The following is a 13,559-nucleotide window of genomic DNA, read 5'->3' on the forward strand; positions in this document are numbered from 1 at the left end:
GCGCTACGAGTGTTTTACCGCGAATTCCGGCCATTCCCGCGCCACGACCTCTCCGTCCGTGGCCCAGATATGGCATGTGTCCAGCATGGGCGGGCGGCGACGCGGTGGCGGGGTTTCGCCCCGCTCAACCATGGCGGCGCGGGCCTTCTTGTCCAGGTCTTCCAGATAAGGCGCGATGGTCTGAAAGGCCGTTGTCGCCACCGGGCCCAGCAGTTCCACCATATGGGTGCAGCCTTCCACCCCGCCCAGCCGTTCCTTGACGGCGGCGGTCCAGCCGCTGGCGATGGACAGGCCCACCAGCCGCTGAAAATTCTCCGTGATCGATGGGCACATCCGATAGGGTGCAGCATCCGTCACGGCGGCGACGGCCTTGACCGTCAGCCGGTTATCCAGCGTCAGGCGTATCCACATCTCATGAATGGGATCACCGCTGGGCACCGTGCGGCCATCGCGCTGAAAATCATAGGATTTGCGGTCGGTGATGTGGCCTTCGATATCCCACAGCCCATCGACCCGGCGATAGCCTTTGCAGGTCACCTGACGCGTATGCAACGGCTCCCGCGCGGCGTCCGGGGGTGGCAGGGGCATGGCAGGCTCCATGGGTAAGGATGGGGCTGCATCTTGGGCCGGGCCATGGCCGTGGGTCAAGGGGCAGGCTTACGTTTTGGGAAGGGGGCGTCTATTACCACCCACACCGCCTTCCCGGCGCAGGCCGGTACCCAGGGGGAACAGGATCAAACCTCGCCACTGCCTGGATCAAAGCTGCCGACAGGTCGGGCGCGTGGCCCCTGGGTCCCGGCCTGCGCCGGGAAGGCAAACAGAGTGAAGGCGAAAAGCCGCCCCGCTGCCCGGCATGGAAGGGCTACCGCATCGTCCCTTCGCGCCGCCGCCGTTCCGCGTTAAACCTGCCAAAAGCCCTTTTCATCTGGAGCCCTGAACCATGCGCCCCACCGACCGCGTTTTCGTTGCCCTGGATATGCCGGAGATTGAGGGGGCGAAGGCCATGGCGGCGCAGGTTGCGGGCCTGGTCGGGGGCGTGAAGCTGGGTCTGGAATTCTTCATGGCGCAGGGTCCCGCCGGTATCCGCGATGTCATCGCGGCGGGCGACCTGCCTTTGTTTCTGGACCTGAAGCTGCACGATATTCCCAACACGGTTGCGGGTGCCGTCCGCTCCGTCGCACCGCTGGCGCCGACATTCCTGACCATCCATGCCGGTGGCGGCCCCGCCATGATCCGCGCCGCCGCCGATGCCGCGCGGGAGGAGGCGGAACGGTTGGGTCTGCCCCGCATGCGCATCCTGGCCGTGACGGTGTTGACCAGCCTGTCTGACGATGATCTGACCGCCGTGGGGCAGGCCGTGCCCGCCGCGACCCAAGTCCGCCGTCTGGCCCAGGTGGCCCATGCCAATGGCGCCGACGGCATCGTCTGCTCGCCCGCCGAGGTCGCGATGCTGCGCCGCGATCTGCCCGCCGATTTCACGCTGATGGTGCCCGGCATCCGCCCAACCTGGGCCGCGGCCAATGACCAGAAGCGGGTGATGGGTCCGCGTGATGCGGTGGCCGCCGGTGCCGACCATCTGGTCATCGGGCGTCCTATCACGGCGGATGCCGACCCCGCCGCCGCCGCCCGCCGTATTGCAGAGGAACTGGGCGCATGAGTGCGGTCAAGGCCAAGATCTGCGGGATCAGCACGCCGGAGACGATGCAGGCGGCCCTTGATGCCGGCGCGCGCTGGGTCGGGCTGGTGTTTTTCCCGAAATCGCCGCGCAATGTCTCCATCGCCACCGCCGCCGAACTATCGCGCATGGTCGGCACGGGCACCCGCGTCGTGGGCCTGTTCGTCGATCCCAGCGATGATCTGCTGGACGATGTCACGGGTCAGGTGCCGCTGGACCTGATCCAGTTGCACGGGGGGGAGACGCCAGAGCGGGTGGCCGCCATCCGCGCACGTTTCAACCTGCCCGTCATGAAGGCGCTGAAGGTGGGCGACGCCGCCGATCTGGATGCCGCCACTTCCTATGAGCCGGTGGTGGATATGCTGCTGTTCGATGCCAAGCCGCCCAAGGGTGCCATTCTGCCCGGTGGCAATGGGGTTGCCTTCGACTGGTCCTTGCTGACGGGCCGTGTCTGGCAGAAACCCTGGATGTTGTCGGGCGGGCTGGACCCCGCCAATGTCGCCGATGCCATCCGGGCCACGGGCGCCAAGGCCGTCGATGTCTCATCGGGGGTGGAGGATGCACCGGGCCGCAAGAACCCGGATTTGATCCGGGCCTTTCTGTCGGCGGTCGCCGCGTCGTAGGTCGGGGTGAGCATCGCGAACCCCGACATTTCATATGCACAGTCGTTCGTCGGGGTTCACGATGCTCACCCCGACCTACGGCAAGAAACCTGCATCCTGGGAGTGGACATGAGCCAGCCTGCCTTCACCCCACCGCCCGGCGGCACGCTTGCTGCCTTTGGCCCGCCGGGTCTGTGGCTGCGGGCGCGGCAGCTGGATGATGCGGCTGCGATGGCGGCCATGGCTTCCCTGCCCAAGTTCCGCCACGGCACCCTGCGTCCACCCTTCCCCAGCGTGGAGGGGACGCGGGCCTGGATGGAAAAGGGCGGGGTCGATGATTTGCAGGTGGTTGCCATTCTCGATGGACGGCTGGTCGGGTCCGCCGGCCTGTTCCGTCAGGGTGGGCGGCGGCGGCACGTGGCCGATCTGGCCATCGGTGTTCATGATGACGCCCAAGGTATGGGTGTCGGCAAATCCCTGATGCATGCCCTGATCGATGCCGCCGACCGCTGGCTGGACCTGCACCGCATCGAACTGACGGTGTTTGCCGATAATGACGGGGCCATCCGGCTTTACCGGCATTTTGGCTTTGTTGAGGAAGGGCGCCTGCGCGACTACGCCTTCCGCGACGGGGTGTATATCGATGCCCTGGCCATGGGGCGAATCCGGCCAAAGCGGGTTTGATACCAAGGGGCATGACCTATGCCCCTTGGAGGCCGCCGACCGGCGGCCCGCGCACCCATGTGCGCGTAAGCCCAAGCCGCCGGATGGCGGCGCCCGGCGCCTGAGGGAAAATGCAAAGCCCCAAAAGAAAAACCCCGCCGGTCGCCCAGCGGGGTTTTTCGTGAGGCATGCCCGAAAGCCGGCGGGACGATTACTCGTCTTCGCCTTCCTCGGCGTCGGCTTCGATCTGGTCAGCCAGATCGCGCAGCATGTCGGCAACGTCGGTGTGGCTGGTCTCTTCCACGGCCTGGTTGACGGCGGCTTCGATCATGGCGATGGCGACATAACCGGAAAGGGCGCCGCCCTCCTTCATGGCTGCTTCCAGGTGCTTTTCGGCCAGATCAAGGGCCTTTTCGAAAAGCTGCTCCGCAGCGCTGGTATTGGGTTCGGACATGGGTTCGGCTCCCTTCCGGGCAAGAATAAATGATGCCCACCTTCTAGCATCCTTTCGCGTACACTTCTTGCCAAATCCGCACGGCCCCCCTATGCCCTGATAAGGATTGATCCAGGCCAGGGACGCCCCATGGCGGCCTTTTATTTCGTAATCGAAATAAAACCGGCCAGATTATAATATTTCGGAACCGTACCAATGCCGCCCCGCAGACAAGCCCCCCGCCGCCCCGCCCAGCGTCCCGCCCCCGAACCCCCCACGCACGGGCCGGTAGAGGTCTCCATCACCCGTGTCGGCGGGCGTGGCGATGGGCTGGCGGAATGGCAGGGGCACCGGCTTTATGTGCCGCAGACCCTGGTCGGTGACCGGCTGATGGTGAAGTTCGGGGCCCATCGCGGCGATGGCTGGGAAGGAGTGCCCGTCACCCTGCTGGAAGAAGGCAAGGGCCGGGCGGAACCGCCTTGTACCCATTTCGGCAGCTGTGGCGGCTGTGTCGCGCAGCATATGGATGATGCCACCTATGAGACATGGAAGCTGGAGGCGCTGACCACCGTCCTGTCGCGCTGCGGCCTGCTGGGTGATGGCGTCACGCTGCATCCCGTGGCCCGCACGCCCATCGGCAGCCGGCGGCGCGCCGTGATGAATGCCGTGCGCCGGGGCAACCGCGTCTGGTTGGGCTTTAACGAGGCGCATTCCCACCGGCTGGTCGATCTGTCGGACTGTACGGTTCTGGCACCAAAGCTGCTGGCGCTGGTCGCCCCGCTGCGCGCGGCCTTGGCGCCGCTGCTGGCCGATGGTCAGTCGATCGATCTGGCGCTGACCCTGCTGGATGACGGGGTGGATCTGGTGCTGGAGGGGCTGTCGCGGCCCGACCTGCGCAGCCTGGAACATCTGGCGGAATTTGCGGCCACCCATGATCTGGCCCGCCTGTCCTGGCGCGCGCGCGAAGGCCAGCCGGTGGAACCCATCGCCATGCGCCGCGCGGGCCTGCTGGGCTTCGGTGCCGTCAGCGTCTCCCCCGCCCCCGGTGCCTTTTTGCAGGCCAGCAAGCAGGGCGAACAGGCCCTGGTCGCCGCCACCCTGGCCGGGGTCGGCGATGCCGAAGCCATCGCCGACCTGTTCGCCGGCAGCGGCACCCTCACCTTCCCCCTGGCCGCCAAGGCCAAGGTGCATGCGGTCGAAGGCGATCCCACGGCCTATAACAGTCTGATGGGCGGTGCGCGGCAGCTGGGCGGCAAGGTGACGGCGGAAAGGCGCGACCTGTTCCGCGATCCGCTGACCCCCTATGACCTGAACCGGTTCCAGGCGGTGGTGTTCGACCCGCCGCGCGCCGGCGCGCAGGCCCAGGCGGCGGAGATCGCGGCTTCTGCCGTGCCCGCCGTCGTTGGCGTGTCCTGCAACCCGGTCAGTTTCGCGCGTGATGCCGAACTGCTGATCCAGGGCGGATACCGCCTGACCGACATCTGGCCTGTGGATCAGTTCCTGTGGTCGGCGCATATGGAACTGGTGGGTTGGTTCCGGCGGTAGGAGTTGCGTCGTTCCCTCACCCTCCCATTGGCGGCAGCCAATGGGAGGGTGAGGGCAACCCCGCCGTCGCAAACAACCCCTACGCCGCCTTGTGCCCCTCCCCCTGGGTGCCCAGGGTGAAGACGCGGTCGGTGGGCAGGACCTCTGTCGGCCCGATGGGTGGCAGCTCACGCAGCCTTGCATAGAGCGGGGTGAAATCCGCCGCCGTGGCGTTCATCAACTGTTCGTAGCTGTCGAGTACGAAATAGGTCTGCTGATAATCATCGATCCGGTACTGGGTACGCATCACGCGTTCCAGATCAAAGCCGATGCGGTTGGGCGACGGGCTTTCGATGCAGAATTGCGTCTCCCCGCGCGACGACAGCATGCCGGCGCCATAGGCGCGCAGGCCGTCCCTGGTGTTGATCAGGCCGAATTCGACCATGTACCAGTAGAGCCGGGCCAGATTCTCCTGCCCGTTCAGCGCAATGGCCTTGGCCCCGCCGATGCCATAGGCCTGGAGATAGTCCGCAAAGACCGGGTGGGTCAGCAGCGGTACATGGCCGAAGAAATCATGGAACACATCCGGTTCGACCAGATAATCCATCTCTTCCGGCTTGCGGATCCAATTGGTGACGGGGAAGCGCCGGGCGGCCAGATGTTCAAAGAACTCCCGCTCCGGGATCAGGCCGGGCACGGCCACCAGGGTCCAGCCTGTGGCCTTGTCCAGCACCTCTGACGCGCGTCGGAAATCCGGGATACCGTCGCGCACATCCAGGCGCGTCAAACCTTCCAGGAATTCCGGCGCGGCATAGCGCGGCAACAGGGCCGATTGCCGGTCATAGAGCGTGCGCCACATGGCGTGATCGGCGCTGGTATAGTGGTCCCAGCCCTGGTCGATGGTGAAGTCCGGCTGTACATGGCTGTAATCGCCGCGCAGGGCCGTGTCGGTCTTGCCGCTGTCGGTGACGCGCGAGGCAAAGTCGCCGGCGGGCGCGTTGGTCTGGTTCATGGCATGGTCCCCAAATCATGTGGGAATTGTTGGAAACCATGATAGCGCCGGGGCGGGGGCATTTCCTTGCGGATATGCCTGGGTAGTGGGGGTCTTGCGCAATTCCTACGTCAGGTCAGGCTGGCCTTGCGCCATATCCTGCCGGCATCAGGTTGGTTTCGGCAATGGCACGGCGGTGGAGTGCTTGACCACATCCAGCACGAAGCTGGACCGCACCTCCTTCACCCCCTTGATCGACAGAAGCTTGCGCATCGACAGGTCGGCGAAACTGTCCAGATCCTCAACGATCACCTGCAACAGGTAATCCATGGTGCCGGTCATCACGAAGCAGGAGATGACCTCCGGCAGCAGCAGGATGCCGCGCCGGAAATCGGCGTCGCCCTCCGCATTCTGGTCGATCTTCACCTCGACAAAGGCGACGACACCCATGCCCAGCTTCTTGCGGTCCAGGATGGCGGTATAGCCCTGGATATAGCCCTGTTCCTCCAGGTCGCGCACCCGGCGCAGGCAGGGGCTGGGCGACAATCCCACCTGATCGGCCAGATCGACATTGGACAGGCGGCCATTGCGCTGCAATGCAGCAAGTATGCGGATATCTGCCGCATCCAAACCAACGCTGCCCATATTCTGCCCCTGATTGGTGGATTGGCGCAATTTCTCACCTGACACTGCCAGATTCCGGGGGCAGTTCGCAAGGACATGCCCCGGCCTTCGGGCCTATCATGACAACAATTCCCCAACCGATAGATTTTCGCAGGAGATCAAGATGGCAGACGGCGGCACGGCGCGCGTGGAAAACGGCCAGATCGTGGGCGATCTGTGGGACAATCCCATGGGCACCGACGGCTTTGAATTCGTGGAATATACGGCTGAGGATACGGCGGCCCTGGACAGCCTGTTCACCGTCCTGGGCTTCACCAAGGTGGCCCGCCACCGGTCGAAGAATGTGACCCTGTACCGCCAGGGCGGCATCAACTTCATCGTCAATGGCGAGAAGGACAGCATGGCGCAGCAGTTTGCGCGCGACCATGGGCCCAGCGCCTGTGCCATGGCCTTCCGCGTGAAGGATGCCGGGTTTGCCCATCGCCGCGCCCTGGAACTGGGCGCCAAGGATGTGAAGGGCACCGTCGGCCCGATGGAACTGAACATTCCGGCCATCGAGGGTATTGGCGGCAGCCTGATCTATCTGGTGGACCGCCACCGGTCCGCCGCCTCCATCTATGATATCGACTTCGTGCCCGTGGACGGCGTGGATCAAAACCCGGTCGGCTGCGGTCTGGTCGAGGTGGATCACCTGACCCACAATGTCCATCGCGGCCGCATGGACCATTGGTACGATTTCTATGCCAAGCTGTTCAGCTTCCGGCAGATCCGCTACTTCGACATCGAAGGCAAGCTGACCGGTCTGAAAAGCCGGGCGCTGACCGCACCCTGCGGCAAGATCCGTATTCCGATCAATGAGAGTGCCGGCGTCGAAGGCCGCGTCGACCAGATCGAGGAATATCTGCGCGAATATAAGGGCGAGGGTATCCAGCATATCGCCCTGTCGACCAACGATATCATCAAGACCTTTGATGCGCTGAAGGCCAATGGCGTTACCTTCATGACGCCGCCGCCCGGCACCTATTATGACATGCTGGCGGATCGCCTGCCGGGCCATGGCCAGCCGACGGAAGAGCTGCGGGCTCGGGGCATCCTGCTGGATGGCGCGCCCGGCGGCGGTCTGCTGTTGCAGATCTTCACCAGCACGGTGATCGGCCCGATCTTCTTTGAGATCATTCAGCGCAAGGGTGATGACGGCTTCGGTGAGGGCAATTTCCGCGCCCTGTTCGAAAGCATCGAACGCGATCAGGTGGAACGCGGTGTGCTGTCGGCTGAGTGATCGGCCTGTACATACGGTGCATGGGATGAGGGGTGGTCTTCCGGGGCCACCCCTTTTTCTTTATGCACTGCCCCCGCCTCAATCAAACGCGAACGCATCCATGGCCAGGATGGCGCGATCGGTACTGCTGTGCAGCAGGCGGGCCGGCATGCCCGGTGTGGCGGCCCCCAGCGCGGTGTAGAGCGGCCAGAGATGTTCGGGCGTGGGGTGGTTGCGCCGCGCCTCCGGGGCCAGCCGGTCCCAGGCCAGAAGATCACCCTGGCGGCCTTCCAGCAGCGCCTGACGCATCCAGTCGGCAAAGACCGTCACCCAGGCGGGCGACGGCGCATCGGGGTCCTGGCCCCGGAATTCCATCAGATTATGGCTGAAGCTGCCCGACCCCAGGATCAGCACCCCCTCGTCCCGCAGGGGCCGCAGGGCCGCGCCCACGGCGGCGTGGTGGGCGGCGGACAGGTGCGGCTGTACCGACAGTTGGGTGACGGGGATATCGGCATCGGGCCAGGCGAGGCTGAGCGGCGTCCAGGCGCCGTGGTCCAGTCCACGGTCGGCTACCAGTGCCGGCTCCAATCCCTGTGCCGCCAGCAGGCCCGCCGCACGCTCCGCCAGGGCCGGTGCGCCGGGGGCGGGATAGCGCATGGCGTAGAGGGCGGGCGGGAAGCCCCGGAAGTCATGGATGGTCGCGGGGTGGGGCGACAGGGACAGGGCGGGCCGTGTCGTCTCCCAATGCGCCGAGACAGCCAGGATGGCCTTTGGCCGCTCCACCATGCCGCCCAGCCCCTTCAGGAAGCGGTGGGCAGGGGCGTCGGGTTCCAGGGCCAGCATGGGCGAGCCATGGGAGATGAAGATGGAAGGCAATCGGGCCATCGGGCCACCTGTCTGTCGTGATTGATCGATTGCCCTTCACATGGGCATGGCGGTGGCGGCGGGGAAGCCCGACCTTCGCGGGTGGCGGCGGGTGATGCCGCAGGCCAGAAATGCGAAAGGCCGGCTTTGCAGCCGGCCTTTGTCGCATCAACGATTTCACATCCGGGAGGGGATGGTGGGCGCGGGTGGAATCGAACCACCGACCTCTCGCTTATCAGGCGAGTGCTCTAACCCCTGAGCTACGCGCCCCTCTCGTGGAGCGCGGTGATAGAGAGCTGCGGGCCGGGTGTCAAGCGCTTTCGTTCGAAAAAAATCATCGCCCCGTATGTGGTGCCCATCGGATGGCGGAGAGCCTGCGGAAATCCAGGGTCCTGCCCGGTAGCCGCGTTGCCCCTGCCCTGCACTTGGTGTTACCACTGATGGGATAGTTCGCCGGAGGCCGCAAATGCCTTTCCGGCCATAGGTTTCGGCCTGTACAGGCGATATTCGGACCAGGGGCGGTGCAGGTGGCGGGGAAGGGCTGGCGGACGGCATTGTCGGGGGCGGCGCATGCGGATCGCATGCTGATTCTTGCCCTGTTGGCCGGCGTCATGCTGGGGGCCGTCCTGTTATGGTCGCATGCCAGCGAGCGTATCCGCGCCTTTGAAACGGCGATGAATGGCCAAATCCGCACCCGCGCCGGTTCGCTGGATATGCAGATGCGCGTGGCGGTGGGCCATCTGGAGGCGCTGCGTCAGCGTGCCGAATTCTTCTATGCCGAATATCCCGCACCCGAGGATGTGCCCGCCAGCAGCCTTCTGACCGCGTTCCTGGCCAGCAATCCGCATGGCGATGCCAGGCAGGGCTATTCCCTGGACCGCCTGCCCCCGCCCTATCTGGTGGATCAGATCGGCAATATCGCGGCCCTGCCGTCCGGCGATATCCCCGCCAATCCTGTCCTGTCCCGCCCGGACGAGGCGGGATGGCGGCAGGAGGCGGCCATGGCGGTGCAGCTTCTGCCGCTGATGGCCGTCACGCAGAAAGTGGTGCCAGAGGCGCGGCGGCTGGTCTATGCCTCCTTGTCGGGCATGTTGGCCATCCATCCCTGGGTGGAAAGCCGTCAGGCCGATCTGCTGTCGCAGGTGGGCACGCTGCCGGCCTTCGTGAATGCCGCCCCCGCCGCCAACCCGATGGCCGGACCTGTCTGGACCCTGTCGGGCCGTGAAGGCGATTTCCCCGACAGCGCCATGCTGGCCCTGCCCCTGACCCTGCAAGGGCGTTATGCGGGGGCGCTGGGCATCGATATCCCTGTTGCCGGCCTGCGTGATGCGCTGGGCGCGGTGCAGCGGGTGGAAAGCATGCTGCTGCTGGTGGATCCGGCGGGCAATGTCATCACCGGCTCCTCCCGCAATCAGGAAAAGGCGCTGCCCCGCAGCATCACCGATATCCTGCCGTCCGGCGCCAGCATGGAGGCCGGGCCTGATGGCATGATCAGCCACGGCTTCTTCAACAGCCATATTGTGGCGATCCCGTTGAAGCAGGCGCCCTGGCGCGTCGTCTATGTGGCACCACCCGGTGCCTCTCTCTTGCCCATCCTGATGGACGTGCTGATCTCCGTCGCAGGCTTCGTGGCGGCGGTTCTGGTGGTGGTGTTCGTGGCACGGCGTCTGATGCTGCGGGCGCTGGCCGTGCGCGACACGGCAGCCGTGGCGGAACGCGAGGCGCGGGCCCAAGCTGAATGCGCCCTGGCCGACCTGCGCGCCGCCCATGATGAACTGGACTTCCTGAACCGGGAGAAGACGCGCTTCTTCTCCCTGATCTCGCATGATCTGCGCGGGCCGTTCAATTCCATGCTGGGTATGACCCAGGAACTGGCCGATCACGCGCCAAAGATGAAGCCGGAAGAGGTGGCGGATTTCGCCCGCACCGTCCATGAAATGGCGCGTAAGGTGTTCGAGCTGCTGGAGAACCTGCTGCAATGGTCGCGGGTGCAGATGTCGGGCACGCCGTTCGCCCCCACCATCTTCCCCATGCGTGAGGTGGTGAGCGATTCCATCCGCGATGTGGCGTCCGCCGCCCAGGCCAAGGAGATTACCATCCTGGATGCCGCCGGTGACCGCTGGGTCCTGGCCGACCGCACCATGATCCTGGCGGTGCTGCGCAATCTGATGATGAATGCCGTGAAGTTCAGCCACCAGGGTGGCGTGGTGCATGTGACCAGCCGCGCCCTGGGCGACCGGCTGGAGGTGGCTGTCACCGACAAGGGTGTGGGCATGGAGCCGGCGCAGCTGGAACTGGCCCTGCGCGGCGGTCCCAAGGCCAGCCGACCGGGAACGCAGGGCGAAACCGGTACCGGCCTGGGGCTGACGCTGGTCCGCGATCTGGTCCTGCGCCATGGCGGTGAACTGAAACTGGAAAGCAATCCTGGCCGCGGCACCATCGCCAGCTTCACCATCCCGCTTTCCACCGACCCGGCAGAGACACGACGCCTGATGCAGCGCGCGGCGGATTAAGGGCGGACGTCTTTTGACTGGAAGCGTGTTTTCTTCGTCATCCCGGCGAAAGCCGGGACCCAGCGTAGAGTGGCGTCCGCCGCGATATGACTCATATCGGCGCTAACCGCGCCTCACGCTGGGTCCCGGCTTTCGCCGGGATGACGATAGGGGGTACTTCCAGTCAACATAAACCCGATCTAAGGGCGGATATTCTTCCCCTAAACGCTGACATCCAGCTTGTCGCCGCGTCCGCGTGGAGGCTGCTGGTTGGTGCGGGCCTCCACGGCGGCGGCTTCATTGTCGAAGGCGCGGCCCACAAAGCTGCTGCCGGTGCCTTCGCGCGCCGCCTCCCCCCGCGCCACGGCGGTGGCGGCGCGGCGGGTCTGGGTTTCGGTGGGCTTGGCCACCTTCTGTGCCAACAGACCAGCCGACGCCAAGGCCACATTGTTCTGTGGGTTGGTCGGGGCCGGCTGCGTGGCGGGCAGCGGCGGTGCTGGCTGCGATGGAATGATCATGTTTTATCAGATCGCCGCTCCGCCGCCGGAGTCAAGAGGCAAGCGCGGATTTTTCCTTAGCGGAAATGATCAGCATCGTATCCAGGGTGAAGCTGCCGTCTGGCTGGATGGCGAAATGCTCCTTCACCTCTGCCGCCGCCCCTGCCTGCAGGGACAGAAGGGCCGGGCGGTGGCTGGCCGGGGTGTTGATCCGGTCCACCCAGGACTGGAAACCCAGTGGCAGGCGGAAGGTCTGCGGCACCTGCGGTGTCAGGCCGGCGGTGGACAGCAGGGACCGCCATTCGGCCAGGCTGTAATTGCGGACATGGCTGGGGTCGCGCACCATTTCGATGGTCTGGAGGTAGGTATCCAGCAAGGGATCGGCAGGCCCGTACACATCCATCACCACGCAGATGCCGCCGGGCCGCAGCACGCGCGCCGCCTCTGCCATGGCGGGGGCGACATGGCGCCAGTGATGGGCGCTATATCGGCTGACCACCATGTCGAAGCTGGCATCGGCGAAGGGCAGAAGTTCCGCCCGGCCCTGACGGGTGGTGATGTTGGCAAGCCCGCGCTGTGCGGCACCTGCCGCCACCGCCGCCAGCATGGCATCCGACAGATCATAGGCTGTGACCCGTTCCGCGAAGGGGGCGGCGTGAAAGCTGACATGCCCGCCGCCGCAGCCAAGATCGAGGAAATCCGCCACAGGCGCGGCCCGCAGCAGCGATTGCAGCGCTGTCAGGTCGGGGCCGGCGGCATGGGTGGGGCTGTTGACATAGGCATCGGCGCGGGGGCCGAACTGCTGTGTGACAAGGTCGTGCTGGCTGTCGGGCTGGGTATTCATGGCCGGGGGTTCCTGTCGTCGGGTGGGGTTCCTCCTGATTACGCCCTACCAAAGGGGGGTACAAGATAAGCACTTATACTGGTATGAATACCCCTATGAAGCTGCCCGTCCCGCCCTTTAAGGATCCCGCCGCCGACCAGCGCCACCTGCTGGGTGCTTTTCTGCGCGACCGGCGCGGGCGGCTGGACCCGGCGGTGCTGGGGCTGGCCGTAACAGGCCGGCGGCGCACCGCCGGCCTGCGGCGGGAGGAAGTGGCCGCCGATGCCGGGATCAGCGCCACCTGGCTGACCTGGCTGGAACAGGGCCGCGATATCCAGGCCTCACCCCAGGCGCTGGACCGGCTGGCCCGCACCCTGCGCCTGTCGGGGGCGGAACGGGCCTATCTGTTCCAATTGTCGGGCCGTCGCGACCCACGGCAGCCCGATCCCGGACAGGATGATGGCAGGGCCTGTGCCCGCCTGCGCGATGCCGTGGCGGCCATCACGGTGCCGGCCTATGCGCTGGATCACCGCCTGGACCTGCTGGCCTGGAACGCGGCGGCGGCGGACCTGTTCGCGGGCTGGCTGGACGGGCCGGGTCCGCATAATCTGCTGCGCTACCTGTTCCTGGACCCGGCGGCGAAGAAGCTGCTGGTGGATTGGCCGGGCCGCGCGGCCCGCGTGCTGGCCGAATTCCGGGTCGATCATGGCCGGCATTTGGCGGATACGGGTCTGACCGCCCTGATCGCCGAATTGCGCGCCGGCAGCACCGAATTCGCCGCCCGCTGGGCCGGGGCCGATATCAGGGGGCGGGAAGGGGGGGAACGGCTGTTCCAGCATCCCGTCCATGGCCTTCGCGGCTATCGTCAGATGACCCTGTCGGTGGAAACCAGACCCGACCTGCGTTTGGTCATGCTGCTGCCGGATTAGGGACTGTTGAGATTGAGAAAATCTGCCTCCCCGGCGAAGGCCGGGGCCCAGGGGTCACAGGCTCAAACCTCGACGCTGCGTTGATTGACGCTGCTGATCGGTCGGGCGCTTGGCCCCTGGGCCCCGGCCTTCGCCGGAGAGGCAATCTATGAATTTCAATGGGTTGGAAAACCATACCCTGAAT

The 13,559-nt window shown here is 65.7% G+C and carries 14 protein-coding genes and 1 tRNA gene; 7 read left to right on the top strand and 8 right to left on the bottom strand.

What is annotated here, in order from left to right; all coding sequences use genetic code 11:
- Positions 1 to 3: 3 nt before the first annotated feature.
- Positions 4 to 588: a DUF2889 domain-containing protein gene (locus ACODSP_RS09685; RefSeq protein ID WP_488965397.1), complete on the bottom strand. Its 585-nt coding sequence runs from the start codon at positions 586 to 588 to the stop codon at positions 4 to 6.
- Positions 589 to 940: 352 nt separating this feature from the next.
- Here ACODSP_RS09685 and pyrF point away from each other — a divergent pair, with 352 nt between their 5' ends.
- The 3 genes from pyrF (at position 941) to ACODSP_RS09700 (ending at position 2,961) form a co-directional block, all read left to right on the top strand.
- Positions 941 to 1,657 (top strand): orotidine-5'-phosphate decarboxylase, encoded by a 717-nt coding sequence (gene pyrF, locus ACODSP_RS09690; RefSeq protein WP_488965398.1) that lies wholly within the window; start codon positions 941 to 943, stop codon positions 1,655 to 1,657.
- Positions 1,654 to 2,298, top strand: a complete 645-nt coding sequence (locus ACODSP_RS09695; RefSeq protein ID WP_488965399.1) for a phosphoribosylanthranilate isomerase — start codon at positions 1,654 to 1,656, stop codon at positions 2,296 to 2,298. Before pyrF ends, ACODSP_RS09695 begins: the two co-directional genes overlap by 4 nt.
- Before the next feature lie 108 nt (positions 2,299 to 2,406).
- Positions 2,407 to 2,961, top strand: a complete 555-nt coding sequence (locus ACODSP_RS09700; protein WP_488965400.1) for a GNAT family N-acetyltransferase — start codon at positions 2,407 to 2,409, stop codon at positions 2,959 to 2,961.
- 190 nt (positions 2,962 to 3,151) lie between these two features.
- Here ACODSP_RS09700 and ACODSP_RS09705 read toward each other — a convergent pair whose 3' ends face one another.
- A complete protein-coding gene (locus ACODSP_RS09705; RefSeq protein ID WP_488965401.1) occupies positions 3,152 to 3,394 on the bottom strand; it encodes a hypothetical protein in 243 nt (80 codons plus the stop codon).
- Positions 3,395 to 3,589: 195 nt separating this feature from the next.
- Between ACODSP_RS09705 and ACODSP_RS09710 the strand changes: the two genes are divergently transcribed.
- Positions 3,590 to 4,918 (top strand): class I SAM-dependent RNA methyltransferase, encoded by a 1,329-nt coding sequence (locus ACODSP_RS09710; RefSeq protein ID WP_488965402.1) that lies wholly within the window; start codon positions 3,590 to 3,592, stop codon positions 4,916 to 4,918.
- A gap of 79 nt (positions 4,919 to 4,997) precedes the next feature.
- Here ACODSP_RS09710 and phhA read toward each other — a convergent pair whose 3' ends face one another.
- Positions 4,998 to 5,909: a phenylalanine 4-monooxygenase gene (gene phhA, locus ACODSP_RS09715; protein ID WP_488965403.1), complete on the bottom strand. Its 912-nt coding sequence runs from the start codon at positions 5,907 to 5,909 to the stop codon at positions 4,998 to 5,000.
- A gap of 147 nt (positions 5,910 to 6,056) precedes the next feature.
- Positions 6,057 to 6,533 carry an Lrp/AsnC family transcriptional regulator gene (locus ACODSP_RS09720; protein WP_054168628.1) on the bottom strand — a complete coding sequence of 159 codons (477 nt, stop codon included), beginning with the start codon at positions 6,531 to 6,533 and terminating at the stop codon, positions 6,057 to 6,059.
- Positions 6,534 to 6,675: 142 nt separating this feature from the next.
- Here ACODSP_RS09720 and hppD point away from each other — a divergent pair, with 142 nt between their 5' ends.
- Positions 6,676 to 7,791, top strand: a complete 1,116-nt coding sequence (hppD, locus tag ACODSP_RS09725) for a 4-hydroxyphenylpyruvate dioxygenase (protein ID WP_488965404.1) — start codon at positions 6,676 to 6,678, stop codon at positions 7,789 to 7,791.
- Positions 7,792 to 7,869: 78 nt separating this feature from the next.
- Here the strand turns inward: hppD and ACODSP_RS09730 are convergent, their stop codons facing one another.
- Together ACODSP_RS09730 and ACODSP_RS09735 are read right to left on the bottom strand one after the other, a co-directional pair.
- Complete coding sequence (locus tag ACODSP_RS09730) at positions 7,870 to 8,655, bottom strand: dioxygenase family protein (protein WP_488965405.1); 786 nt, start codon at positions 8,653 to 8,655, stop codon at positions 7,870 to 7,872.
- A gap of 173 nt (positions 8,656 to 8,828) precedes the next feature.
- Positions 8,829 to 8,904 (bottom strand) — tRNA-Ile (locus tag ACODSP_RS09735).
- A gap of 311 nt (positions 8,905 to 9,215) precedes the next feature.
- Here ACODSP_RS09735 and ACODSP_RS09740 point away from each other — a divergent pair.
- Positions 9,216 to 11,147 (top strand): sensor histidine kinase, encoded by a 1,932-nt coding sequence (locus ACODSP_RS09740; RefSeq protein ID WP_488965406.1) that lies wholly within the window; start codon positions 9,216 to 9,218, stop codon positions 11,145 to 11,147.
- 200 nt (positions 11,148 to 11,347) lie between these two features.
- Here ACODSP_RS09740 and ACODSP_RS09745 read toward each other — a convergent pair whose 3' ends face one another.
- Positions 11,348 to 11,644: a hypothetical protein gene (locus ACODSP_RS09745; RefSeq protein WP_488965407.1), complete on the bottom strand. Its 297-nt coding sequence runs from the start codon at positions 11,642 to 11,644 to the stop codon at positions 11,348 to 11,350.
- A 31-nt stretch (positions 11,645 to 11,675) separates the two neighbouring features.
- A complete protein-coding gene (locus ACODSP_RS09750; protein WP_488965408.1) occupies positions 11,676 to 12,467 on the bottom strand; it encodes a class I SAM-dependent methyltransferase in 792 nt (263 codons plus the stop codon).
- Between the two features lie 95 nt (positions 12,468 to 12,562).
- Here ACODSP_RS09750 and ACODSP_RS09755 point away from each other — a divergent pair, with 95 nt between their 5' ends.
- Positions 12,563 to 13,375 (top strand): helix-turn-helix transcriptional regulator, encoded by an 813-nt coding sequence (locus tag ACODSP_RS09755; protein WP_488965409.1) that lies wholly within the window; start codon positions 12,563 to 12,565, stop codon positions 13,373 to 13,375.
- Positions 13,376 to 13,559: the final 184 nt, after the last annotated feature.

This window comes from Niveispirillum sp. FG156 (assembly GCF_057809555.1).